A 24,098-nucleotide genomic window follows, 5' to 3' on the forward strand; every position below is an offset into this window, starting at 1 on the left:
CCACGGCCCCTCCCCGGCCCTTCTCCACGGCCCCCCGGCCCCTCTCCACGGCCCCTCCCCCCGGCCCTCTCCACGCCCCCTCCCCCCGGCCCCGCCGGAACACGCACCGGCCGGGTGAAAGACTGGGCGGCATGCGCATCGTGTCCCTCGCCGGCGGAATCGGCGGCGCCCGTTTCCTGCGCGGCCTCCGCACCGCCGCCCCCGACTCGGAGATCACCGTCATCGGCAACACCGGTGACGACATCAGCCTCTACGGACTGCGGGTCTGCCCCGACCTCGACACCGTGATGTACACGCTGGGCGGCGGCATCAACGAGGAGCAGGGCTGGGGACGGCGCGAGGAGTCGCACGTCGTCAAGGAGGAACTCGCCGCCTACGGCGTCGAGCCGCAGTGGTTCGGCCTCGGCGACCGCGACTTCGCCACCCACATCGTGCGCACCCAGATGCTCGACGCCGGATATCCCCTGTCGGCGGTCACCGAGGCGCTGTGTGCGCGCTGGCAACCGGGTGTCCGGCTGATCCCGATGACCGACGACCGGGCCGAGACCCACGTGGTCGTCTCCGACGAGCGGGGACGCCGCGCCATCCACTTCCAGGAGTGGTGGGTACGGCTGCGCGCCTCCGTCCCGGCCGAACAGATCATCCTGGTCGGCGCCGACCAGGCGGCCCCCGCCCCGGGAGTGCTGGAGGCCGTCGCCGCCGCCGACGCGGTGATCCTGCCGCCGTCCAACCCGGTCGTCAGCATCGGCACGATCCTGCAGATCAAGGGCATCCGCGAGGCCCTGGAGTCCAAGACCGTCGTCGGCGTCTCCCCCATCATCGGCGGCGCCCCGGTCCGCGGCATGGCCGACGCCTGCCTGACCGCGATCGGCGTGGAGACCACCGCCCAGGCCGTCCTGGAGCTGTACGGCACGCCGCTGGTGAACGGCTGGCTGGTCGCGGAGGAGGACGCCGGGGTCGCCCTGGACGGCGTCGAGGTCCAGGCCCGCCCGCTGATCATGCACGACGTACCGGCCGCCGCCGACATCGCGCGCGCCGCCCTGGACCTGGCCGCGCGGCTGGCGGGCGGCGCCGGGGTCCCGGCGTCCCCGGACGCGCAGCGGGAAGCCGCGGGGACCGGGACAGAACGGGAAGCCGCGGGGACCGGGACGGAGGACGCCCGATGAGCCGGATCAGACGCAGGCGGGAGGACTCCGCCGACACCAGGCTGGAGATCTTCGCCGTTCCCGGCCTCCCCGAGGTACGTGAGGGCGACGACGTCGGGGAGCTGATCGCCGCGGCCCGGCCCGGCCTGCGCGACGGGGACGTCCTCGTGGTCACCTCGAAGATCGTGAGCAAGGCGGAGGGACGGACCCGCCACGGGATCGGCCGGGCCGAGGCCGTCGCCGCCGAGACCAGGCGGGTGGTCGCCCGGCGCGGCGAGACGGTGATCGCCGAAACCGCGCACGGCTTCGTCATGGCCGCCGCCGGGGTGGACGCGTCCAACACGCCACCCGGAACCGTCGTCCTGCTGCCCGTCGACCCGGACGCCTCCGCCGCGACCATCAGGGCCCGGATCAGGGAGCGGCTCGGCGTGTCGGTCGGCGTGGTCGTCTCCGACACCTTCGGCCGCCCGTGGCGCAACGGCCAGACGGACATGGCCGTCGGTGTGGCCGGGGTGGTCCCCGCACTCGACTACCGGGGCGTGTCCGACGACCACGGCAACCCGCTGGAGGTCACCCTCACCGCCGTCGCGGACGAACTCGCCGCGGCGGGCGACCTGGTGAAGGGAAAGGTGGCGCAGACCCCGGTCGCGGTGGTCAGGGGTCTGGCCGAGTACACCTCCGAGGAGGACGGGCCGGGCGTGCGCGACCTGGTCCGCCAGTCCGACGACGACATGTTCCGGTACGGCGCGCGCGACGTGGTCTTCGCCCGCCGGACCATCCGCGAGTTCTCGTCGCGGCCGGTGGACGGCGCCAGGGTCCGCCGGGCGGTCGACGCCGCCATCGCCGCACCCGCCCCGCATCACACGACCCCGTGGCGGTTCGTCCTGCTGGAGTCGGCCGGGGTCCGGGAGAAGCTGCTCGACGCCATGCGCGAGGCGTGGATCGCCGACCTGCGGGGCGACGGCTTCTCCGCGGAGTCGATCGCCCGGCGGGTCAGGCGCGGCGACGTGCTCCGCGCCGCCCCGTACCTGGTGGTGCCCTGCCTGGTCATGGACGGCTCGCACACCTACCGCGACGAGCGGCGCAACACCGCCGAGCGGGAGATGTTCGTGGTCGCCGCCGGCGCCGGGGTGCAGAACTTCCTCGTCCAGCTCGCGGTGGAGGGGCTGGGCTCGGCCTGGGTGTCCTCCACGATGTTCTGCCGCGACGTGGTCCGCGAGGTCCTCGACCTGCCCCCGGACTGGGATCCCATGGGCGCCGTGGCCATCGGTCACCCGGCCGCCCCACCCCGCGACCGTGCCCCGCGGCGGGCCGCGGACTTCGTCGTCGTCCGTTAGTCCCCGGCGGTGTGACCGTCCGGGGAGCGGCCGGCGGCCCGGGTGGGACGAAGGTCACCGTCACCGGTGGCCTTCCGCCCTGATCTCGTGAGCGCGCGCGTGCGACGCTGGCGTCCGGAAGGACCCGCGGACGGAGACGGAACGAGAGGATCGGTGATGGCGAGGATCACCGGCAAGAAGCAGCTGCTCGACGAGGCCGCCGTCGAGTACGACCGGCTGGTCCGGCTGATGGACGGCTTCAGCGACGAGGAGAAGGCCACCCTGCCGGTCTGCGGCGAGTGGACGATCAAGGACCTGCTGGCCCACCTGTACGGCTGGCAGTGCCTCTACTTCGACTGGTGGGAGCAGGGCCTCGCGGGCGAGGCCGTTCACCTCCCCGCGGCGGGCTACAAGTGGAACGAGACACCCCGGCTCAACGACGAGCTGTACAGACGCTTCCGGGACGTCGACCTCGCCGAGATGCGTGCCCTGCTGACCGGCTCCCACCGGCGGATGCTCCAGCACATCGAGGCGCTCTCGGAGGACGAGCTGCTCAAGCCCGGGATGTTCCCCTGGACGGGGAGGAATCCCCTGGTCACCTACACCGCCCCGGCCTCGTGCAACCACTACCGGTGGGCACACCGGGAGATCAGGAAGGGCACCCGCCGCCCCGCGGAGACCGGGAGGCGGGAACAGCCCTGACGCGGGTGCGCGACGGCCCGCCCCGAGTACCACCGTGAACGGGATCGGCGGACGGACGCGGCCTGACGGGCCCTCGCCCCGGCGGGCCGGAGCCCGGAGGCGGCGTCCGCCGCTCCAGCACCATTCACCCGCAAACCGGCTCCAAGCGGCCCGCCGCAGAATGCGGCCATGACTTCCTCCCGCCGTGCCCGCCGTATCCGCCGTGGCAAACGGCGCGACGAGCGGCCCGGACCCGTCGATAAGGTCTCCGCGCGCGACTCCCGCAAGGAACCGCGGTGGAAGGAGATCCTGGTCATGCTCTTCACGCTGGGCCCGATGGTGGGCTGGATAGTCTCCTCCTCCATTGAGGTCATGCCCGACGCCGTGCTGGCGGCCGGCTGGTCCGGCACCGCCGGGACCATGACCGTCTCATGGTGCGAGGAGCCGGAGACCAGCAGGCACCGGCGGTACTGCGGGGGTGTCTTCGTCCATGCCGCCGACGGCCGGGCGGTCGAGACATCCGCCGACAACGCCTTCGACCCCGGCGACACCTACCCCGCCCAGCTCTCGCCGGACGGTGACCGTGCCGTCCTCCGCGGCGTCTGGTACGCGCTCGCCGCGCTCCCCACCCCCGCCTTCGGCCTGGCCATGGTGGGGCTGATGATGCTGTTCGGCGTGTTCATCGGCGACGGGGATTGGGGCACGCCGATGTGGTGGTCGCTCCTGGTGCTCGCCGGGATGACGTTCGCGGTGGGGGCGGTGGGACTGATCGTCGGTCTCGTCGCCGGGGAGGTGACGTGAGCGCCGGGCCGGGCGGGCACCGGCGCGAGCCGGGGGCTACGGCGTGATCCGGGAACCGCGGCGTGAGCGCCGGGCCGGGCATCACGGCACGACCGTACGGAGACCGGCGCCCCGGCGGTAGGTCAAGCCGGTCAGGCGGGTTCGCGGCAGGTGGGGTGGCACAGCCGGCGGGCCAGGGCGGACAGGAACACGTCGATGATCTCGCCGGGCTCCCGGGCGACGTGCAGGGAGCCGTTGGTGACGGAGGCCACCTGGGCGAGAGTGCCGCGGTCGAGGTCGGCGCCGAAGGCCAGGACGACGATCTGGACCGGCCGCTCGGCGTCCCACTCCTCACGGAGCCTGCGGACCAGTTCGGCGCCGGAGACGCCCTTGCCGTCGTCCTTGCCCGCCGTGATGACGAGCAGGGTGTTGTTCATCCTCCCGTCGTAGGCGTCGGTGACCTCGCGGAAACCGGCGAGGACGGAGTCGTACAAGGCGCTGGGTGCTCCAGGGTCGGCGCGCAGGGTCCGGGTCAGCTCCGTCAGCAGGCCGCGCCGGGTGACCTGGCCGCCGTCGGGTTCGACGATGGGCCCGATCCGCACCCGCTCGCGCTGGTCGTCGCCCTTGACGGAGGAGAACTCCCACATCCCCATGTGCGTGGAGTCGGGGAAGAGCCGCAGCCCGAGCCGGGCGGCTTCGAGCGCGACGGTGAACCTGGTCCTGCCCCGGTCACCCGCGATGGGCTCGGCCATGTGCTTCCCGGCGTCGGCCAGGACCAGGACGTTGGTGGGCGGGGCGAGCCTGCTCCACGCCTCCAGCGCCTCGTCGATCCTGGCGGGCAGGATGCTCGGGCGGGTGCTGGGCGGGGCGGTGGGGATCTCCGGACCCGGTGAGTACGGCTCCAGCGCGCCGTCCGCCGAGCGGAAGCCCGCCCGGCGTGCCGCCTCCTGGGTCTCCGGGGAGCGCAGCCACGCCTCGAAGGCCCGTGAGCCGCTCGCCCTGGCCCCGTCGGCTGCGGTGACCACGTAGGGGTAGTCGAGGTTGACGGTCCCCTCGCGGGGGTGGAGGGCGACCACCGGGTCGTCGGACGGCCGGCGGTTGTGCTCCCACACGGCCTGCTCGGGGACGATCACGACCGGGCGCTTCCAGAAGGAGCGGTCGTCGACGGCGGTGAGCATGCTGCGGTAGTCGGGCGCCGCGCCCGCCTGTGCCCAGCGGACGAAGGCGGTCAGCTCCCGGTCGGCCTCCGCTCCGGTGCCGACGACGTCCCGGGCCGCGGCCACGGTGGCGATTCCGGCACCCGCGAGCGAGGGGTCGGGGACGCGGACCACGTCTGGTTCGTCCTCGGTGGGGGTGATCCGCCCGCGCGTGGTCGGGGGGAAGACCATCCGCCAGTCCATGCCGGTCCCGCCCACCGCGAAGCGCCGGGCGAGGGACCTGCGGGTGGCGAAGACCAGGGGTGAGCTGGCCACGACGGTCTCGGTGCCGGCCAGGTCGGCGGCCTCCCGCTTGCGGGCGAGCCGGATCCAGGCCGAGGAGTCGGAGATCCAGCCGTCGGGGCGTCCGCCGGGCATCCCGGCGGCGTCGCCGATCAATGTGCGGAGCACGGTGGCCGGCGGCTGCTCCGTCACCTGGACCAGGACGCACCGGCCGTCGACGGCCGTCCCGCTCCGGTTGAACCGCTCCGCCGCCTCCATGGCCGTGGGGGCGATGTCGACGGCGGCGGCGACGCCGACCAGGACCGGATCGCGGTCCGAGCACGAGCCCTGTGCCTGGCCGAACACCAGGACGGCGCCGCCGGCGATCACGGTCGCGACCGCGATCGCCGTCAGCGACAGGTTCAGACGGATCCGGCGCCGGCGTGTCTGCACGTCGGCGCCCACACGGTGTCGACCAGAGGGCACGCGCGGGACCTCTCGCTTCGGGGGGAGGAGCGGTCCTCCCTACGAACCTCGGGTGTGACGCACACAAATATAGAACCTGTTATAGCCTCACTGCGGCTCAAGCGACAGTAGGGGACGCGAGGCGGACCGCACGCTCCGGCAGACGCCGTCGCTCGCCCGGGCCGCGGCCAGCCGATCGGCGTCCGGGACGCCGTAGGAGGTGGTCCGCTGCCGGACCGGTCGCCCGGTGGGCGCCACCATGGCCTCGAGCTCGCCGATCGTCTTGAAGGAGCCGTTCTCCGACCCCGCCATCCGGCTGATCGTCTCCTCCATGAGCGTGCCGCCGAGGTCGTTCACCCCGCCCCGGAGCACCTCACGGCACAGGCCGTCCTGGAGCTTCACCCAGGAACACTGGATGTTGGGGACGGCGCCGTGCAACAGGATCCTGGCCAGGGCGTGTACGGCCCGGTTCTCCCGGGCGGTGGGTCCCGGCCGGGCGATGCCCGCCAGGTAGATGGGTGCGCTGTGGTGGACGAACGGCAGCAGCACGAACTCGGAGAAGCCGCCGGTCTCCTCCTGGATGCGGCGGATCAGCCGGATGTGCCGCACCCAGTGCCCGTGCTCGTCGACGTGGCCGTACATCATCGTGGAGGTCGTGGGGATGCCCACCCGGTGCGCGGTGGTGATGACCTCGACCCACTCCGCGGCGGGCAGCTTGCCCTTGGTCAGCACCCAGCGGACGTCGTCGTCGAGGATCTCGGCCGCGGTGCCGGGCAGCGAGTCGACGCCCGCCTCCCTGGCGGCGAGCAGCCAGTCCTCGATCGACAGGTTGGTGCGGCTGGCGCCGTTGACGACCTCCATCGGGGAGAACGCGTGGACGTGCATCTGCGGCACCCGGGCCTTGACCGCGCGGGCGATGTCGAAGTACGCGGTGCCCGGCATGTCGGGGTGGATGCCGCCCTGCATGCAGACCTCGGTCGCCCCGGCCTGCCAGCCCTCCCAGGCGCGGTCGGCGACCTGCTCCAGGGAGAGGGTGTAGGCGTCGGCGTCGGTGCGGCGCTGCGCGAAGGCGCAGAAACGGCAGCCGGTGTAGCAGACGTTGGTGAAGTTGATGTTGCGGTTCACCACGTAGGTGACGTCGTCCCCGACCGCCTCCCGGCGCAGCCCGTCGGCGATGCGGCACAGCTCGTCCAGGGCGGCGTCGTCGGCGCCGGTCCCGTTCTGGTCACCGGCCAGGTCCAGCAGGGTCAGCGCCGCCTCGTCGCTCAGCCCGGCGGGGTCGCGCTCCGCCTGCCGCAAAGCCTCGCGCACGTCGCCGCGGACGGCCGCCGGGGAGGCGGCGGGCAGCCTCTCTCTGAGCGCCTCCCAGTCTCCGTAGACGTGGTCGAAGTCGTCGCGGCGGTCGGCGCTGCGTCCCTCCGTGTCGACGGCCGTGTGCAGGTCGGTACGGCCCAGGGCGGCGAAGCCGCCGTCCGGCTCCTGCCAGGGAAGGCCGGCCGGGATCGCGTCCTCGCGGGCGAGCCCGGTCTCCGGGTCGGCGAGGGCGGCCACGTGCGCGGTGATCCTGGGGTCCAGCCAGGGCTCCCCGGCCAGCACGTACTCGGGGTAGACCGTCAGCCGCTCGCGCAGGGTGAACCCGGCGGCGGCCGTGCGGGCGGCCAGGTCGTCGATCTGCGGCCAGGGGCGCTCGGGATTGACGTGGTCGGGGGTCAGCGGCGAGACGCCGCCCCAGTCGTCGATGCCCGCCCTGATCATCAGTTCGTACTCGGAGTCGACGAGGTTCGGCGGCGCCTGCAACCGTGTCCTGGGACCGAGCACCAGGCGGGCCACCGCGATCGTGGCGGCCAGTTCCTGCAGGTCAGCGTCCGGCATGCCGCGCATCGCGGTGTCGGGCTTGGCACGGAAGTTCTGGACGATGACCTCCTGGATCCCGCCGTACTCGCGCGCCACCCCACGCAGCGCGAACAGCGACTCGGCGCGTTCCCCGACGGTCTCGCCGATGCCGATCAGGATGCCGCTGGTGAACGGCACGTTCGTGCGACCGGCGTCCTCCAGCACGCGCAGCCGGACCGCGGGGTCCTTGTCGGGTGAGCCGTAGTGCGCCTGCCCCTTCTCCTCGAAGAGCCGCCGTGAGGTCGTCTCCAGCATCATGCCCATGGAGGGGGCGACGGGCTTGAGCCGCTGGAGGTCCCGCCAGGTCATGACGCCCGGGTTGAGGTGCGGCAGCAGGCCGGTCTCCTCCAGGACCCGGATGGCCATCGCGCGGACGTAGGAGAGCGTGTCGTCGTAGCCGTGCGCGTCCAGCCACTCGCGGGCCTGGTGCCAGCGGTCCTCCGGCCGGTCCCCCAGCGTGAACAGCGCCTCCTTGCACCCCATCGCCGCACCCCGCCGGGCGATCTCCAGGACCTCGTCGGGGCCGAGGAACAGGGCGTCGAGCTTGTGCGGGGCGGTGGCGAACGTGCAGTACCCGCAGCGGTCGCGGCACAGCCGCGTCAGGGGGATGAAGACCTTGCGGCTGTAGGTGATGATCCCTTGCCGTCCGACCGCCGCCAGGCCCGCGTCCCTGACCCTCCCGGCGTGGGCGAGCAGATCCTCAAGGTGCCCGTCCCGCGCGTGGAGCAGGACGGTGGCCTCAGCCGGGTCGAGAGCCTTGCCGTCGCGGGCCCTGGCCAGGGCCCGGCGCATCGCGTTGTCGGTGGGGTTCGCGCTCATGCCCGCACATTACGGCGCAGTCCGTACCGACCGGGCGGCGGGGCTCGGGCCGACCAGGCAGTTCAGGTTTCCTAAACAGTTAAGTGAAGCAAGTCTCGATAGACGTAAATGGTTGCGCCTGCATAAATTGGAGGTGTCCGGGGTCTCCGGACCACGGCGCGCGACCACGCCGCCGCACACTCTCCAACTCCAACCGTTCAGGAGCCGAAAATGATCTGGTTTCTCCTTGCCCTCGCCGTGGTCTCCGTCCTCGCCCCGCTGATCGGCGCGGACACGCGCGACGGCCGCGACTGGCAACCGGTCGAGCCCGTCGAGCCCGCCATGCCCTCCTGGGACGACGGAGCGCTCAGAACGAGCGATAGTCCCGTGCGGGCACCCGCGGCCCGCGAGCGGGTGGCCGCGCACCGGCCACGCCCAGCAGCCGGCTGACCCGGTGGCGGTGCCCCCGGTAGGGTGCGAGCAGGCGCAGCATCCCGGCGTCGTCGGTCCGCTCCCCGGCCAGCGACCAGCCGACCAGCGACGGCAGGTGGAAGTCACCGACCGAGACGGCGTCCGCGTCGCCGTGCGAGCGCTGACGCACCTCCGCCGATGTCCACACCCCGACCCCGGGCAGCGCGCGCAGCAGCCGGTCGGCCTCGGCGCTGCCCCCGGCGGCCTCCAGCTTCGCGGCGTGCCCGGCCGCGCCGGTGATCGTACGGGCGCGCACGGCCTCCACCCCGGCCCGGTGCCAGTCCCACGACGGGATCGACCGCCACACCTCGGGTGAGGGGAAGACCCTCATCTCCCGCGGCGCGGGCCCCGGTGCGGGCTCCCCGTACCGGTGCAGCAGCCACCGCCACGCCCGCCGAGCCTCGGTGTGCACGACCTTCTGCTCCAGCACGGCCGGGACGAGGGCCTCCAGCACCCGGAACGTCCGCCCGATCCGCAGCCCGGGGTGACGCCCCGCCGCCCTGCGCACGGCCTCGTGCCCGGGGGTGAACCCCGTCACGTCGTCCTCGGCGCCGAGCAGCGCGGGGAGCGTCTGGAGCGTCCACTCCGCCCCCGGCCCCCACGCCGTGGCCGCCACCCACCCCCCGCGGGCCGCCACGCGCAGCGTCGCCGGCCCGTCCGGCGTCCGCGAGGTCCGCCAGATCGCCCCGGCCGCGTCCTTGTGCCAGGTGGGGTCCGCGGCCCCGCGCCGATGCGGGCCGAGCGTCAGCCTCAGGTCGAGCGGCCAGGCCGGGCGCCACTCACGCTCCATCATCACGCCGCGCCGCGGAAGGTCAGATGTCGCTGGAGAAGCGGATCGCGGACTCGGGGAGCACCACGCCGGGCCAGACACGGCTGCCCGCCAGCAGCTCGTTGCCGGGGCCGACCACCGCGCCGTCACCGACGATCACGTCTCTCAGGACCGCTCCGGAGTGGACCCGGGCACCGATGCCGACCACGGAGTCGACCACGACCGCCCCCGAGTCGACCACGCAGTCGTCGCCCAGGACGCTGCCGCTGACCTGGGCGCCGGACTCCACGATCGCCCGCGCGCCGATCACCGAACCGCCGGCCACCTTGGCCTCCGCCGAGATCATGGCGCCGGGCAGAGCGAGGAAGTCACCGGGCGGGCCGGGCAGCGCGGGCGAGACGAGCCGGCCCAGCACCAGGTCGCGCGAGCCCTTGACGAAGGCGGCGGGGGTGCCGACGTCGAGCCAGTAGGACGCGTCGGCGTAGCCGAGCACCAGCGCGCCGTCCTCGATCAGGCCGGGGAAGGTCTCCCGCTCCACCGAGACGACCTGACCGGCCGGGATCGTGTCGATCACCGAGCGGGTGAAGACGTAGCACCCGGCGTTGATCCGGTTGGTGACCGGGTTGGGGGTCTTCTCCAGGAAGGCGGTCACCCGGCCGGTCTCGTCGGTCGGCACGCAGCCGAACCGGGAGGGGTCGTCCACCTCGGTCAGGTGCAGGGTGACGGCGGCCTTCCTGGCGACATGCGTGGCGACCTGGTCGGCGATGTCGTGGCCGGACAGGATGTCACCGTTGAGCACCAGCACCGGGGCGTCCGGGCCGCAGGTCAGCGCCTGCGCGGCGTTGCGGATGGCGCCGCCGGTGCCGAGCGGGGTCTCCTCCGTCATGTATTCGAGAGACAGGCCGAAGGCCGCCCCGTCCCCGAACGCCTCGGAGAACATCTCCGCGCGGTAGGAGGTGGCGAAGACGATGCGCCGCACGCCGAACGACCGGGCACGGGCCAGCTGGTGGGCGAGGAAGGGAACGCCCGCAGTCGGCAACAGCGGCTTGGGCGTCCCGAGCGTCAGGGGACGCAGGCGCGTTCCCTGTCCACCGACAAGGAGGATCGCCTCAAGATCCGGCAAAGGGGTCTCCGTCATCCCGCGAGGGTAGCTCACTACTCGATCGCGCGTTGGTAGGCGAGGATGTGCGCCTCAGCCGAGGCGTCCCAGGTGAATTCCGCGGCGCGGGCGATCCCGGCGGCGGAGAGCTCCTGACGGCGTTCCGGCGACGACAGCAGCGTTCCCAGCGCCTCGGCGATGCTCGCGGCGTCGGGCTCGGTGTAGGCGACCGCGTCGCCGCCCACCTCGGGCAGCGAGGTGCGGTGCGTGGTGAGCACCGGGGCGCCGCAGGCCATCGCCTCCAACACGGGCAGCCCGAACCCCTCCCCCCGGGAGGGGAAGGCGGCCACGAGCGCCCCGCCCAGGAAACCGGGCAGGTCGGTGAAGGACAGGAAGCCGGGGCGGAGCACCCGCACGGTCGAGGGGACCTCCCCCACCGCGGCGTCCACCTCGGGGTTGTGGACGCCTCCGGCGAGCACCAGCACCGGCGGGTCGGGCACCTCCCGGACCGCGCGGACGAAACCCCGGATCAGGTTCGGCACGTTCTTGCGCGGCTCCAGCGGGCCGAGGAAGGCCACGTACGGGGCGCCGCGCAGGCCAAGCCGGTCGGCGGCGTGCTTGAGCTCCTGCTCGGACGGCGGGTGGAACAGCGCGGGATCGACCCCGTGGTAGGCGACGTCGATCCGGGTCGGGTCGGCCGAGAGCACCCGGATCAGCTCGTCCCTCGTCGCCTTGGAGGGCACCACCACCCGGGAGGCGTGCCGGACCGCGGTGCGGGTCGCCGAGCGGAAGAACGCCGCCTTGACCGCGTCGTGCTGCAACGGCTCGGTGAAGCACGTCAGGTCGTGCACGGTCGCCACGGTCGGCAGGCCCGAGCGGAGGGGGATCGAGTAGTAGGGGGCGTGGATCACCTCGGCGGCGACCTGGCGGGCGAGCAGCGGCAGCCCCGTCTGCTCCCACGCCAGTCTGGCGGCCCGGTTGGTGATGTCGTGCGGCCCTGGAACGATCCGGGCCGAAGGCGCGAGCCCGGCGTAGCGCGCGGCGTCGGCCCGCTGGCAGACGACCACCAGGTTGGCGCCCGCCCTGTCCAGCGCGGCGACGAGCCCATCGACGTACCTGATCAGCGCACCGCGATCGGCCGGGACCGCGGCCGCGTCGACGAGCACTCTCGGCGTCAAGAAGGATCGCCCCCCTCAAGATCCAAAACGGGACGATCGTCCCTTTGCTGTTTACTCTATTGCCAGATTCTCCGAGAACGTGGGCGAAATCACACGGCTTTTCCTGGAGTGTGATCCCGCCTGGGATCGCCGGCGCGTCGCGCGGCCAGACCCGCCAGACCCGCGCAGAGCAGGTCGCCGAGAACGATCACGATCCTGGAGCAGAGCGCCGCCGCGATGGCCGTCCCCCGGTCGAGGACCGGCGCCAGGACGGCCACCATCGCCACCTCCCGCACCCCCGCCCCGGCCGGGACCACGAACGTCATGATGCCCAGGCACCAGGAGAGCGCGAACGCTCCCACGGAGAACACGACCGCGGACGGGCCCGACGCCCCCAGGTCGTGGACGATCGCCGCCAGATGCAGCCCGTAGGCCACCCAGCCGAGCAGTGCCCACCCCAGCGCGGCGATCATGCCCCGGCGGGTGAGCGGGCGCTCCAGCGGCTCACGCCCGAGCCTGCGCAGCCCGAATCCGATGACCGCGTTGACCACCCGCGGCTCGAAGGCCACCGCGAGCACCGGGACCAGCAGGAACGCCCACGCGTACGGGGCGGCGGCTCCCGGCGACGCCGCCAGCAGCGTCACCCCCGACAGCACCAGCCCGCTGCCGAGCTGCACCGGCAGCGTCAGGAAGAACGCCGTCGCGCTCCGTGCCCGGGGGACGCCCAGCTCGCGGCCCATCTCCATCTGGGCGAGCACCGGCCAGAGCGAACCGGGGATGTACTTGCCGAGCTGGCCGACGAAGAAGACCTTCGCCCCCGCGCGCAGGGGCAGCGGCGAGCCCAGGTCGGCCAGCAACGCCCGCCATGTCATCATCCCGCCGCCGAGCGCCGCGACCACGGCGACCAGCGAGAGCGCCGCCGACCACCACGACAGCCGGGCGAACCCGGCGCGGACCGCGTCCCACTGGCCCGCCACCACCCAGGCACCGAACCCCAGCGCCACCAGGAGGAAGACGACGCGGAGCAGACGTCTCACAGCGGGTCGACCCGCTCGGGCGGCCGGGGCAGGGACGCCCCCGCCGGCCGGCGGCCGCCCTTGGTCGCCACCCACAGGTAGGTCGGCACCACCGGCAGCAGGGCACGCAGCACGGCCCGGGGCAACCGGGCCAGCACACCCTCGGCCAGCCGCCCGGCCGGGCCGCCGAACAACTCCTTGCCGGCGAACGCCGCCGGGGTGGCGAGCACGGGGAAGGTGTAGTCCCAGACCTCGAAGCCGCGCACCATCCTGCGCAGGCCGCGGCGGGTGCGGTAACGCTCGTAGTAGCTGTCGGCGCGGCCGGACAGCCGGACGTAGCGGTCGGCGAGCGCGGGCGGCAGGTACGACAGGAACGGCAGCTTGTAGTGCGGTTCCATCACCCCGAGCCGGTTGCCCAGGCCCAGGTAGAGCACACCGCCGTCGGCGAGCACCCGGTGCATCTCCGCCATGATCGCGTCCGGGTCGACCACGTGCTCGTAGATGTGGTTGAAGACCAGCACGTCGACCGATCCGTCGGGGAAGGGCAGCGCGGTGCCGTCGGCGCACACGAACGCGACGCGGTCGCCGAACCGCTGGGCCGCCCTGCGCAGGCCGGGCACGTCGATGTCGACGCCGAAGGCGCGGCTCGCACCCGCCGAGGCCAGCTCGTCGGCGATGAACCCGGCCGAGCACCCGATGTCGGCGACCGTGAGCCCTTCCAGGACGTTCTCGTCCCGGCCGAGGAAGTGCGCGAGCACCGCCACGATCTTCGCGGCCTTACGGCGGCGCTTCTCCTCGTCCAGCATCGCCGCCTGGAACTCGGAGTACTCAAGCTGCGCCACTCTTTTCGTGCCCACGGGGCCCTAGGGTACCGGCGCGGCCGAACCCTACCGTCCGGTAACGCCCGCGTCGTATCCTTGACCGATGCTCAGCCGCCTGCGGTCAAGCCGTCTGCTGCGCGTCCTGCTCGCCCTGGTCGCGCTGGCCTTCGTCGGCTACGGCCTGGCCCGCAACGCGGGTGACACCCTCGCGGCGCTCGCCCGGCTGTCGTGGTGGTCGGTGGCGGGGGCGTTCGCCGCGGTCATGGCCGGGGCCTGGATCATGATGATCGCCTGGCGGCGGGTCCTCACCGGGCTCGGCTCCGAGCTCCCGTACCGCGTCGCCGCGCGCGTGCTGTTCGTCGGCCAGCTCGGCAAGTACGTCCCGGGCTCGGTCTGGGCCTACGCCGCGATGATGGAGCTGGGCCGTGACCACGGCTGCCCGCCCAAGCGCACCTTCGGCGCCACCTCGCTCGGCCTGCTGGTCTCGCTCGGCTGCGCGGTCGGCCTCGCCGCCGCCACGCTGCCGTTCACCGCCCGGTCGGTGGCCGAGCGGACCTGGTACCTCGTCCTGATCATCCCGGTGATCGTCGTCTGCCTGCACCCGAGGATCCTCGCCTGGGGCCTGAACCTGGCGCTGCGGATCGCCCGCCGGGAACCCTTCGACCAGGTGCTCTCCGGCGGCACGCTGCTGAGGGTCACCGCGTGGACGATCCTCGGCTGGCTGGTGTACGGCCTGCACCTGTGGCTGGTCGTGGGCGACCTGACCGGCGACTTCTCGCTCTACCTGCTCGGCGCCGGGGCCTACGCCTTCGCCTGGGCCACCGGTCTGCTGTTCGCGTTCATCCCGGCCGGGGTGGGCGTGCGCGAGGGTGCGCTGGTGCTGGTCCTCGCGCCGACGATCGGCACGCCCAACGCCATCGTCGCCGCGCTGGTCTCCCGGCTGGCGTTCACCTTCACCGACGTGGCCTGGGCGGGCATCGGGTTCGGCCTGGGCCGTCGCGCTCAGCGTCCCCCGGAGACCAGGGCGGCGACGTACACCTCCCAGTAGGGGGCCGGGTCGACGGCCTTGACCCCGGCGCGCAGCCGCTCGGGCTCGCCGGGACGGTAGAACTCCTCCAGCGCCGCGCGCAGCGCCTCCACCGAGCCGGGTTCGACCAGCAACCCGTCCACCCCGTCGGTGACGTGGTCGCCGAGCGTGCCGACCCGGGTGGCGATCACCGGCACGCCCCGCTCGTGACCGAGCCACACCTGCTGGCTGGCCGTCCCGCTCCGGTACGGCAGGACCAGCGCGTCCACGTCCTCGAACAGCCCCGGCACGTCCCCGGCCGCCACGTAGCCCGGCCGCAGCTCCACCCGGTCGCCCAGCCCCAGCTCGGCGACCAGCGCCTCGGTCTCCGCCAGACCGCCCCAGAACTCCCCCGCCACCCGCAGCGAGACGCCCTCCGGCAGGGCCCGGATCAGCAGGTCGAGCCCCTTGTACGGCCGGACCAGCCCGAAGAACAGCAGCCTGCGGTGCACGCCCTCCCCCGCGGCGGACCCCGGCGCGGGGTCGGCGGGTGCGGAGCCTTCCGGTGCGGAGGCGTCCGACGTGGAGCCGTCCGGTGCGGGCTTCCGCGACGCGGGTCGCGCCGGTGCGGGGCTCTGCGACGCGGACCCGTGCGAGGCGGCGGGCAGGTGCGGCGCCATCTCGGCCACCGTCACCGGCGCGGGTGCCAGCTCGCGGGCCAGGGCCGCCTGCCCCTCGGAGTGGACGAGCACCCGGTCCACCCGGCGCAGCAGCGCCCGCATCAGCGGCGTGTCATACGGCTTGCGCTCGTGCGGCAGCACGTTGTGGCAGAGCGCCACCACCCGGGTCCGGCGGCGCAGACCGGCCAGGATGCCCAGGTAGGGCGGGACCTGCACCGGGCTGAGCACGGCCAGGACCACCAGGTCCGCGGAGCGCAGCCGCCGCCCGCACGCGACCCAGCCGTCCGGGCGGCGCCAGTCGAGGTCGCGCCGGACACGGCCGAACGGCTCCCCGTCGGGGGCCTCGACGGTCTGCCGGCCCGGGTAGAGGAAGGACGGGTACTGCGCGCGCCACGACTCGATCACCACGTCGTGCCCGGCGGACGCGAGCCGGTGGGCGAGCTCGGTGGTGTGCGCGGCGCCGCCGCCCTTGTACGGGTAGGTGGGCCCGACGATCGCGATCCGCACGCGCTACTCGTTCCTGGAACGCACGATCAGGTCGGCCAGCAGCGCCAGCGAACCGATGAGCAGGCCGGACAGGAAGATCACAATGGTGTTGCTGGCCAGGTAGAACGGCGTCTTGACGTTGTCGTAGACCCCCTTGGCCAGACCGATGCAGACCAGCCAGATGGCGGGCGGCATGAGCACCTTGAGCGGGTTGAAGTACATGACCATCCGCAGCACCTGCAGGATGTAGCGGTAGGCGTCGGAGACGAAGCTGAACTTCGACTTCCCCGCCCGCTTGCTGTACTCGATCGGCAGGTAGTAGACGTCGTGCTGGTTCGACAGGAACGACAGCGTGATCGTGGTGACGCAGGAGAACCCGGGCGGCAGCAGCCGCAGGTACGGCTTGGCGACCGACTTGCGGAACGCCCGCAGACCGCTGTTCAGGTCGGGGATCTTCTGCCCGGCCAGCCGCTCGGCCACCTTGCGGATGAACCACTTGGCCGGCACCCGCAGAAGCTTGTGGGAGCCCTCCTCGCTGGTCCGCGCGCCGACGACCTGGTCGATCGTCGGGTCCTTCTCCAGGATCCGGACGAGCTCGGGGATGCGCTCGTTGGGGTAGGTCATGTCGGCGTCGGTCCACACGACGATCTCGCCGCGGGCCTCCTGGGTGCCGATCCTGCGGACCGTCCCGGAGCCGCCGTTGCGGTGGAACGCCCGGATCCGCATGTTCGGGAACCGCGGCGCGGCCTCCTGGAGCCTGGCGAGCGTCTCGTCGGTGGAGAAGTCGTCGACCGCCACCAGCTCGTAGGTGTATCCGCTGTCGTCCATCGCGCCGCAGATGCGCTCGACCTCGTCGATGACGTGGTCCTGCTCGTTGTAACACGGCAGGACGATGGTCACGTACGGCGTTGCGTCCACAGCTGATCCACTCTCGGGGTTCTCGGGCGTACTCTCGACCGGCGAGGATACTCTGCCCGGCTGGAAGCCGGACGCACTTCACCCCCGCGGGCGGCTCGGTCGTCGTCCACGGTCCGTCCACACGGTCCGTCCGCCCGGTCCGCCCGTCTGGGGCTCACGGCCCGGGCTCACGGCCCGGGACGAGCACGTCGCCCGTCCCGGGTGCGTCGTCCCGGCGTGGCGCGTCGTCCCGGCGTGGCCCGGATAACGGTGTGTCCCGGACAACGGCGTGTCCAACCCGCGGGCCTCAGCCGGAGCCCACGAGGCCGGCGTCGCCGACGCCGGGGAACACCTTGATCGTGTCGATCAGCGTCTCGGCGTCGCGGCGGTCGGCGACCCTGACGTAGTAGGACTCGGAGAACTGCGCGGAGCGGAAGTCGCGGCTGACGGCGGTGAACGTCGCGGTCCGCCTGGCGTGCTCGACGTCGGCGAAGTAGACCTTCTCCACGCCCTCCACGGTGCCCAGCCTGGCCTCGATCCGCTCCCGGTCCCGGAAGGTCGCCGGGTCGTTCCCGTCGCAGGTGTCGGACGGTTCGTCGCCGGGCCCGCACAGCCTGATGACGACGTCCGCCTTGCCCGCCCAGAAGGAGCCGCCCCGGGTCGCGACGTCGCCGACGCCCGCGACCTTCCTGAGGGCGGAGGTGAACGGGGCGATGTCGGCCCGGCGGCGGAGCGTGCCGGTGAACGCCTGCGCCACGTCCCCGGTCCGGAGGCCGGCGGGGACGGCCCTGTCGTGGGCGAACTCCTTGACGGCCGTCTCCCCCACCTCCTTGCGGGGCTCGAACCGCACCTTGGTCACCTGCGGCATCGCCCGCAGCTTCGCCTCCAGCGCCCGCTTCTGCTTGGGGGTGATCACCTTCTCCCGGCACCGGTCGAAGGGGCTGTCGTCCCCGCACAGGAAGACGGTGAACGTCCCGCCCTCGGGCCAGGGGCCGACCGGCGGCTGGGAGACCTCGACACTGCTCGGCGGGGCGTACCAGGTGTCGTCGGGACCGTCCGCGTACGCGGTCCCGGCCGTCCCGCACAGGACGGCGATCATCATCCCGCCGGACAACAGGGCACGCCCGGCCCTGCCCGCGGGGGGTTTCTGCGATTCCACCCGCCCGACTATGACGATCTTCCTATTCGACGGCAACCGCTATGCAGAAACTGCAACAAGTGACACGAAAAGGATGCCGGGCAGGACAACGAACCGTCCGCCGAGCCGCATGTGTCCCCCCTGAGACGGAACCGGACGGGCAGCGCGGCGCCGGGCGGGGCGGTGGCCCCGGGAGCGCTCGCGCGGGTACCGTGACCGGTCGGTCAACCGGATCCGGCGGGTCGCGGCACGGCCATCCAGACGTCGACCGAGAGCGACCAGGTGGTGTCGGGCGGGGAGATCAGGGAGCGCTCGTCCTGGCGGGTGCGCAGCGCCATGACCCGGACGGGCATGCCGTACGCGGAGAGCTGGGCGGCCCCGGCGGCGAGCAGGACCGGGACACGCCCGGCGGCGCGGACGCGGTCGGCCAGCCGGAGCACCTCGGAGCCGGGTGGGACGTCACCCCGCAGGGCGGGGACCCGGGCGGTGGGAACGCCGCAGGTGCCGCGGACGACCTGGGTGAAGCGGTCGCCGGTGACGCGCTCCACGATCAGCACCGAGGCCCGCGGCGGGAGCGCCGCGCACATCGCCTCGACGGCGGCGCGCTCGCCGCGCTCGACCGGCGTGAGGAACGTCCCCGCCGTGGTGATCACGGGCGGGACGAGGAGGAGGACCGCGCCCGCCGCGGCGACGCGGGCCTGCGCCGCGGGGCCGTACCCGGACCTGCGTGCCTTGTCCCGCACCCAGCGCAGCCCCCAGACGGCCAGCAGGACGAGCCCGGGGACGACCACGGGGACCAGCCGCCGGGCGGCCCACGGCTGGTCGGGAGTGATCGCCGGGCGGTAGAGGGTGGTGACCGTGGTCCAGCCGACGACGGCCAGCGGCAGCAGCCAGCCGGCCCCGGTGCCCCTGACGAGCCTGCGCGCGAGCACGGCCGCCGCGAGGGTGGCCAGGACCACCGCGGGCACGCCGACGTACCAGACCACCCAGTACAGCGAGTCCTCGTAGTACAGGCGCGTGCCGTCGGGCGACAGCCCGTTGGCGCGCTGGATCACGGTGATGAACTGCGCGGTGGTCTGGTCTTCCGGCGTGACGGGCCGCCGGACGACGGTCTGCAGCCACGGCCGGGCCGCGAAGACCACCATGATCAGCGCGACCGCCGCGGCGGCGGCCTCGGGCAGCCGCGGTGTCCGGCCGAGCCGGCGCAGCGGGGCGGCGAGCCGGGGGGCGAGCGCCACCACGGCCAGCATGAGGGCGGCGAACGCGCCGCAGATGGCCAGCAGCGGGACGAGCGAGCCGGACAGGTACTCCAGGTACGGCGCGGCCAGCAGCCGCCCGGCGAGCAGGCCTAGCCCGGCCCCGGTGACCAGCCCGGCGAGCAGCGGGAGGCCGAGCCGCCCCTCCTCCCGGCCCCCAGCCCGGCGCACGGCGACCAGCAGCCCGGCGTAGCCGAGCACGGGGAGCACGTCGCGCAGCCCGTCGATCCGCACCAGGACGGCCAGTCCGAACACCAGCCCCGCCAGCGCGGCTCCGGCGAGGGCGTCGCCCGGTTGCGCCGCGCGGACCCGCCTCGGGTCCTCCCCCGAAGGAGCGGACGGCAGGTAGCCGACACCGGTGACGCCCGAGCGGAGCCGCACCCGCGCGTCGTGCAGCAGCGCGAGCCCGCCGAAGAGCATGATCATCGACGGGATCTCACTGAAGGTCGTACGCGAGGTGTAGACGATCGGGAGGCTGACCGCGAACGCCAGCGCGGCGAGCGGGGCCCAGCGGGCGCCGGCCAGGCGGGCGACCACCCCGGCGAGGACGAGCACGGCCGCCGCCCCCAGTAGCGGCGGCACCAGCAGCATCCCGGCCAGGTCGCCCAGCCAGGCACCCACCGCGTGGACCATCGGCGGTCCCGGCATGAACTGCGGCACGACCGCGCCGCCGTGGTCGTAGAAGCCCACGCTGTCGAAGCGCAGCCCCGGGTCGGGGCCGCCGAACGCCTGCGGGTCCGCGGGGACGGGCAGCGAGCCGTGCCGGGCCAGCCAGACGGCGTACTGCGCGTAGGTGGCCGGGTCGCGGCGGACGATCAGCTGCTCGCTGTGGAGCAGGGCGTTGCACACGCCCGAGGCCAGGGCCACTCCCAGCACCCCGGTGACCTGCCAGGCGGTCGCCTCGACGGTCTCGGGCAGGCGGCGCAGGCCGTACCGGCACAGCAGCGCGATCACCAGCAGGCCCGGCGGGACGACGGCGAGCGGCCGGAAGACGCCCAGGAGCAGCAGCGGCAGCCCGGCCAGCAGCCAGCCCGCCAGCACGAGGGCGGGCACGACCGAGGCCACGGCGAGCACCCTGCCCGCCGAGGGCCTGCGCGCGGGGTCAAACCAGGCGATCCTCATGGCTCGACCCGAGCGTAGTGGCAGCCCCGCCCGAGCGCGGGGATCCGGCGGGAGCCGGTAGCGTACGCGCAGCGCGCGAGGAGGGGGAAGAGTGTTCGGGTGGGCGCGGCGGCACCGCTGGTTCCTGGGCGTGCTGGGGGTGGGGGCCGCGCTGCGGGCGGTGGCGATGCTGGGCTACCGGCCGGCGCTGTGGTTCCCCGACTCCTACACCTACGTGGTGACCGCGCTCAAGCCCCGCCCCGACCTGGTCCGCCCGGCGGGCTACCCGATGTTCCTGCGGCTGCTCGAACCGTTCCACAGTTTCGCCCTCGTCACGCTGGTCCAGCACCTGATGGGGCTCTGCGTCGGCGTGCTGGTCTACCTCACCGCCCGGCGGCTGCGCGCTCCCGGCTGGGCCGCGACGCTCGCCTCCGCCCCCGCCCTGCTGGACGCCTACCAGATCGAACTGGAGCACCTGCTGGTCTCCGACACCCTGTTCGGGCTGCTGGTCACGGCCGCGGCCTGCCTGGGGGTACGCCGGTCGCCCGGGTGGCGCACGGCGTGCGGGATCGGGCTGCTGCTCGCCGCGGCCACGCTGACCAGGACCGTGGGGCTGCCGCTGGTGGCGGTGTTCGCGGGCTGGCTGATCGTCCGGGAGCGGGGCCGGGTGTTCCTGGCCGGCGTGATGCTGGCCGCGGCGGCGGTGCCGGTCATCGGGTACGGCGCCTGGTTCTACGCGACCCACCAGCGGATCGGCATCGTCGGCGCGAACGGCGTCTTCCTGTACGCCAAGACGATGACGTTCGCCGACTGCGCGGTGATGAGGCCGCCGCCGGATCTGGCGACCCTGTGCGACCCCCGGCCACCCGCGAAGCGGCCTCCCGCGCAGGAGTACGTCTGGAGCCCGGACTCGCCGCTCGTCCGGCGGCCCGGCATCACCTTCACCCGGGAGAGCGACGAGCTGGCCGCACGGTTCGCGTCGCTCGCCATCCGGAGCCAGCCGCTCGACTACCTGAGCTCGGTCACCGCGGAACTGGCCCGCTCGTTCACCCTGGGCCGGCCGGTCTACCCGGACCGGGAGATCTACGACTACTACGAGTTCCCCGAGACGCGGCCCGCGCCGCCGGGACGCTACCCGGCCATGGTGGGCGCCGAGTTCGCGCGGCGTTACGAGGCGGGCCCGATCGAGCCGCGGATCGTCGAGCCGTACGCGGGCTGGATCCGCGCCTACCAGTCCGTCGCCGGGCTGCCCGGCGCGGCGCTGCTGGTCCTCCTGCTCGTCCCGCCGGTGGTGGCGGGAGCGCAGCGGCTGCGCGCCGGGCGCCCGGCGCGGGTGTCGCCGGGTACGGGACGCACGGGGGACCCGGGGGACGTCGAGGGCACGGGAAGCACCGAGGGCACCGAGCGCCCCGGATCGACGACCGCGCCGACGACCGGAACGGCGCCCGGACCGACGGACAACCCCACGAACGGCCCGGTGACCGGACCTGCGACCGGTACGGCCGTCGGATCGGTGAACGGCCCGGCGGCCGTACCGGCGGCCTGGGCGCTGCCGTGGGCGGTCGCGGCGACGCTGCTGGTGATGCCCCCGGCGGTGGCGGAGTTCGACTACCGGTACGTCCTGCCGGCCGTACCCGCCGCATGCCTCGCAGCGGCATTAAGCGTTCGTAAACCTAATTTCGGTAACATTCCATTAAATGTCAGGACTTGAGTATGCTGACCGCCGGATCATCGTGGCGGCGGCAGGGGGGCGGTCTTGACCAGGTTCACATCATCGCGGCTCCCGGCGGCGGTCTCATGACCTACCCTTTGGGCGCAATGAGCGAGCTGCAGCAGCACCGGATGCCGCCGCCAAGCGAGGAGATCGCATGAGCGACAACCGGCACGTCGCCGTCGGCGACCGCCGGGCCGAACCGGCCCCCCCGGGCCGCAGGGCTTCCCGGCGGGCGAAGGGCGACGCCCCCCACCCGGAGACGGTCCCGCCGCGGGAACCCGAGGAGCCCGGGGAACCCGAGGAGCCCGGGGACGCCCCCCGGAAGGCGGGCGGCCGGTCCGGCGGACGCGGGAAGGGCGGGAAGAAGGGCCTCGGCGCCGGCGCCTGGACGAGCGTCGCCCTGACCGGGCTGCTGGTCCTCGGCACGCTGGGCGGATACGGGGTCTACCGCAACACGCTCGGCAACTTCAACACCGTCGACCTCGGCGACAAGCTCGGCAACGACCGGCCGGCCGCCACGGGCGCGCTGAACGTGCTGATCGTCGGCTCCGACACCCGCGAGGGCGACAACCTCAAGTACGGCCAGAAGATGGCCAACGACGGCAAGCGCACCGACACCATCATCCTCATGCACCTGGCCCCCAACCGCGACAAGGCGACGTTCGTCAGCTTCCCCCGCGACTCGGTGGTCCAGATGCCGGCCTGCAAGTCCGAGACCGGCCAGCCGGTCGCACCCCGCACCGAGATGATCAATGCCGCGTACAACGAGGGCGGCATCACCTGCACGATCACCACGATCGAGGCGCTCACCGACATCCGCGTCGACCACTTCGTCGAGGTCGACTTCACCGGCTTCAAGAACATCGTCGACGCCCTCGGCGGCGTCAGGATCTGCCTGAGCAAACCGGTCGACGACAAGAAGGCGAAGCTGACCCTGGCGGCGGGCTGGCACAACCTCAAGGGCGAGCAGGCCCTGGGCTACGTCCGGCTGCGCGGCTACGGCGACGGCAGCGACATCGGCCGGATCAAGCGCCAGCAGGTCTTCCTCACCCAGGTCGTGAAGAAGGCCACCAGCAGCGAGCTGCTGACCGATCCCGGCAAGCTGCTGAAGTTCATCAACACCGCCGCCAAGTCCGTCCGGATGGACAAGGCGCTGGCGGACGACACCAATGCCCTCCTGGAGATCGCGACCAGCGCCAAGTCGCTGACCGCCGGCGGCGTCGAGCTCATCACCGTCCCGTGGGGCCCCCACCCGGACGACCCTAACCGGGTCGCCTGGCGGCAGCCCGACGCGAACAAGCTGTTCGCCGCGATCAAGAACGACACCGAGGTCACCCCGCCGGCCAATCCCACCGCCAAGCCGGCCATCGCGCGCGAGCAGGTCCGGGTGCAGGTCCTCAACGGCACCGACATGTTCGGCAAGGCCAAGGAGGTGGCCGACGAACTCGCGGAGCAGGGCTTCGTGGTCACCCACATCGGCAACGCCCGCCCGGCGACGGGCAACCGCGCCACCACCGAGATCCGTTACGCCACCAAGGACGGCGCCGACGGCATCGCCTACGGTGACACGGTGGCCGGCAGGCTCTCCAAGGACAAGCGCACCCCGATCGCCGGCAAGATCAGGCCGGTGAGCGCGGAGCGGTACACCCCGGCGACCACCGCCAAGCCCGCGAAGGGGGCCAAGGCCCCGACCGGGCCGATCATCCAGCTGGTCATCGGCAGCGACTGGCCGGGGGTCCGGGCCCTGCCCAAGATCCCCGACTCCCTCCAGGACAAGGTCGTCACCGCCAAGACCGACCCCTGCCAGTAGCGGCTCCCGGGCGGGGTCCGGCCGATCGCCGGATCCCGCCCGGGACGGCGGAGCCCCGGGGACACCCGAGGTTTCGGACAGTCACGATTCTCCGGGAACCCCCCGTTCGGCGGGCACATGTGCGACAGAGAGCGCGCGGTCGGTTTAGGGTGTTCGGGTCGGCGAGGTGAACGCCTGCTTA

18 protein-coding genes are annotated in these 24,098 nt (G+C 73.2%); 7 read left to right on the plus strand and 11 right to left on the minus strand.

All coding sequences use genetic code 11. From position 1 onward, the window contains the following. Positions 1 to 131: 131 nt before the first annotated feature. The 4 genes from cofD (at position 132) to F4562_RS11910 (ending at position 3,943) form a co-directional block, all read left to right on the plus strand. On the plus strand, positions 132 to 1,166 hold the full coding sequence (cofD, locus tag F4562_RS11895; protein ID WP_246473410.1) for a 2-phospho-L-lactate transferase: 1,035 nt from the start codon (positions 132 to 134) through the stop codon (positions 1,164 to 1,166). Continuing rightward, on the plus strand, positions 1,163 to 2,482 hold the full coding sequence (locus F4562_RS11900; RefSeq protein WP_184538694.1) for a coenzyme F420-0:L-glutamate ligase: 1,320 nt from the start codon (positions 1,163 to 1,165) through the stop codon (positions 2,480 to 2,482). The genes cofD and F4562_RS11900 overlap by 4 nt, the downstream gene beginning before the upstream one ends. 156 nt (positions 2,483 to 2,638) lie before the next feature. After that, positions 2,639 to 3,163 (plus strand): ClbS/DfsB family four-helix bundle protein, encoded by a 525-nt coding sequence (locus F4562_RS11905; RefSeq protein WP_184538692.1) that lies wholly within the window; start codon positions 2,639 to 2,641, stop codon positions 3,161 to 3,163. Positions 3,164 to 3,331: 168 nt separating this feature from the next. Beyond that, the gene (locus F4562_RS11910) at positions 3,332 to 3,943 is read left to right on the plus strand and encodes a phage holin family protein (protein WP_184538690.1); all 612 of its coding nucleotides are present in this window, start codon (positions 3,332 to 3,334) and stop codon (positions 3,941 to 3,943) included. Positions 3,944 to 4,074: 131 nt separating this feature from the next. On the opposite strand, the gene F4562_RS11915 is transcribed toward F4562_RS11910, so the two are convergent. The 7 genes from F4562_RS11915 to F4562_RS11945 form a co-directional block, all read right to left on the minus strand. Beyond that, positions 4,075 to 5,793, minus strand: a complete 1,719-nt coding sequence (locus tag F4562_RS11915; protein ID WP_312872108.1) for a substrate-binding and VWA domain-containing protein — start codon at positions 5,791 to 5,793, stop codon at positions 4,075 to 4,077. 120 nt (positions 5,794 to 5,913) lie between these two features. Beyond that, on the minus strand, positions 5,914 to 8,517 hold the full coding sequence (locus F4562_RS11920) for a bifunctional FO biosynthesis protein CofGH (protein ID WP_184538686.1): 2,604 nt from the start codon (positions 8,515 to 8,517) through the stop codon (positions 5,914 to 5,916). A 346-nt stretch (positions 8,518 to 8,863) separates the two neighbouring features. Then, on the minus strand, positions 8,864 to 9,760 hold the full coding sequence (locus F4562_RS11925; RefSeq protein WP_184538684.1) for a DNA-3-methyladenine glycosylase family protein: 897 nt from the start codon (positions 9,758 to 9,760) through the stop codon (positions 8,864 to 8,866). A gap of 19 nt (positions 9,761 to 9,779) precedes the next feature. Further along, positions 9,780 to 10,874 (minus strand): mannose-1-phosphate guanylyltransferase, encoded by a 1,095-nt coding sequence (manB, locus tag F4562_RS11930; RefSeq protein ID WP_184538682.1) that lies wholly within the window; start codon positions 10,872 to 10,874, stop codon positions 9,780 to 9,782. 17 nt (positions 10,875 to 10,891) lie between these two features. Next, on the minus strand, positions 10,892 to 12,013 hold the full coding sequence (locus tag F4562_RS11935) for a glycosyltransferase family 4 protein (protein WP_184538680.1): 1,122 nt from the start codon (positions 12,011 to 12,013) through the stop codon (positions 10,892 to 10,894). Positions 12,014 to 12,102: 89 nt separating this feature from the next. Further along, positions 12,103 to 13,029 (minus strand): lysylphosphatidylglycerol synthase domain-containing protein, encoded by a 927-nt coding sequence (locus tag F4562_RS11940; protein WP_184538678.1) that lies wholly within the window; start codon positions 13,027 to 13,029, stop codon positions 12,103 to 12,105. Beyond that, positions 13,026 to 13,865 carry a class I SAM-dependent methyltransferase gene (locus F4562_RS11945; protein WP_311733837.1) on the minus strand — a complete coding sequence of 280 codons (840 nt, stop codon included), beginning with the start codon at positions 13,863 to 13,865 and terminating at the stop codon, positions 13,026 to 13,028. The genes F4562_RS11940 and F4562_RS11945 overlap by 4 nt, the downstream gene beginning before the upstream one ends. A 67-nt stretch (positions 13,866 to 13,932) precedes the next feature. Between F4562_RS11945 and F4562_RS11950 the strand changes: the two genes are divergently transcribed. Continuing rightward, entirely contained in the window at positions 13,933 to 14,877 is a 945-nt protein-coding gene (locus F4562_RS11950) for a lysylphosphatidylglycerol synthase transmembrane domain-containing protein (protein ID WP_184538676.1), read from the plus strand. Here the strand turns inward: F4562_RS11950 and F4562_RS11955 are convergent. The 4 genes from F4562_RS11955 to F4562_RS11970 form a co-directional block, all read right to left on the minus strand. Next, the gene (locus F4562_RS11955; RefSeq protein ID WP_184538674.1) at positions 14,832 to 16,022 is read right to left on the minus strand and encodes a glycosyltransferase family 4 protein; all 1,191 of its coding nucleotides are present in this window, start codon (positions 16,020 to 16,022) and stop codon (positions 14,832 to 14,834) included. The two genes, F4562_RS11950 and F4562_RS11955, sit on opposite strands and share 46 nt — an antisense overlap. A 3-nt stretch (positions 16,023 to 16,025) precedes the next feature. After that, positions 16,026 to 16,919 carry a glycosyltransferase family 2 protein gene (locus tag F4562_RS11960; protein ID WP_184538672.1) on the minus strand — a complete coding sequence of 298 codons (894 nt, stop codon included), beginning with the start codon at positions 16,917 to 16,919 and terminating at the stop codon, positions 16,026 to 16,028. Between the two features lie 286 nt (positions 16,920 to 17,205). Continuing rightward, on the minus strand, positions 17,206 to 18,057 hold the full coding sequence (locus F4562_RS11965; RefSeq protein ID WP_184538670.1) for a permease-like cell division protein FtsX: 852 nt from the start codon (positions 18,055 to 18,057) through the stop codon (positions 17,206 to 17,208). Between the two features lie 203 nt (positions 18,058 to 18,260). Continuing rightward, positions 18,261 to 20,414: a hypothetical protein gene (locus tag F4562_RS11970; RefSeq protein WP_184538668.1), complete on the minus strand. Its 2,154-nt coding sequence runs from the start codon at positions 20,412 to 20,414 to the stop codon at positions 18,261 to 18,263. Positions 20,415 to 20,505: 91 nt separating this feature from the next. On the opposite strand from F4562_RS11970, the gene F4562_RS11975 reads away from it, so the two are divergent. Then, complete coding sequence (locus F4562_RS11975; RefSeq protein ID WP_311733836.1) at positions 20,506 to 22,104, plus strand: ArnT family glycosyltransferase; 1,599 nt, start codon at positions 20,506 to 20,508, stop codon at positions 22,102 to 22,104. Between the two features lie 157 nt (positions 22,105 to 22,261). After that, entirely contained in the window at positions 22,262 to 23,917 is a 1,656-nt protein-coding gene (locus F4562_RS11980; RefSeq protein ID WP_184538666.1) for an LCP family protein, read from the plus strand. Positions 23,918 to 24,098 lie beyond the last annotated feature (181 nt).

Source organism: Streptosporangium becharense (genome assembly GCF_014204985.1).
GTDB classification, from domain to species: domain Bacteria; phylum Actinomycetota; class Actinomycetes; order Streptosporangiales; family Streptosporangiaceae; genus Streptosporangium; species Streptosporangium becharense.

Bases quoted from the DNA above. Each gene is read 5' to 3' on its own strand.
- F4562_RS11980 (WP_184538666.1), top strand. From the start codon at position 22,262: ATGAGCGACAACCGGCACGTCGCCGTCGGCGACCGCCGGGCCGAACCG.
- F4562_RS11970 (WP_184538668.1), bottom strand. From the start codon at position 20,414: ATGAGGATCGCCTGGTTTGACCCCGCGCGCAGGCCCTCGGCGGGCAGG.
- manB (WP_184538682.1), bottom strand. From the start codon at position 10,874: ATGACGGAGACCCCTTTGCCGGATCTTGAGGCGATCCTCCTTGTCGGT.
- cofD (WP_246473410.1), top strand. From the start codon at position 132: ATGCGCATCGTGTCCCTCGCCGGCGGAATCGGCGGCGCCCGTTTCCTG.
- F4562_RS11950 (WP_184538676.1), top strand. From the start codon at position 13,933: ATGCTCAGCCGCCTGCGGTCAAGCCGTCTGCTGCGCGTCCTGCTCGCC.
- F4562_RS11925 (WP_184538684.1), bottom strand. From the start codon at position 9,760: ATGATGGAGCGTGAGTGGCGCCCGGCCTGGCCGCTCGACCTGAGGCTG.
- F4562_RS11920 (WP_184538686.1), bottom strand. From the start codon at position 8,517: ATGAGCGCGAACCCCACCGACAACGCGATGCGCCGGGCCCTGGCCAGG.
- F4562_RS11910 (WP_184538690.1), top strand. From the start codon at position 3,332: ATGACTTCCTCCCGCCGTGCCCGCCGTATCCGCCGTGGCAAACGGCGC.
- F4562_RS11900 (WP_184538694.1), top strand. From the start codon at position 1,163: ATGAGCCGGATCAGACGCAGGCGGGAGGACTCCGCCGACACCAGGCTG.
- F4562_RS11905 (WP_184538692.1), top strand. From the start codon at position 2,639: ATGGCGAGGATCACCGGCAAGAAGCAGCTGCTCGACGAGGCCGCCGTC.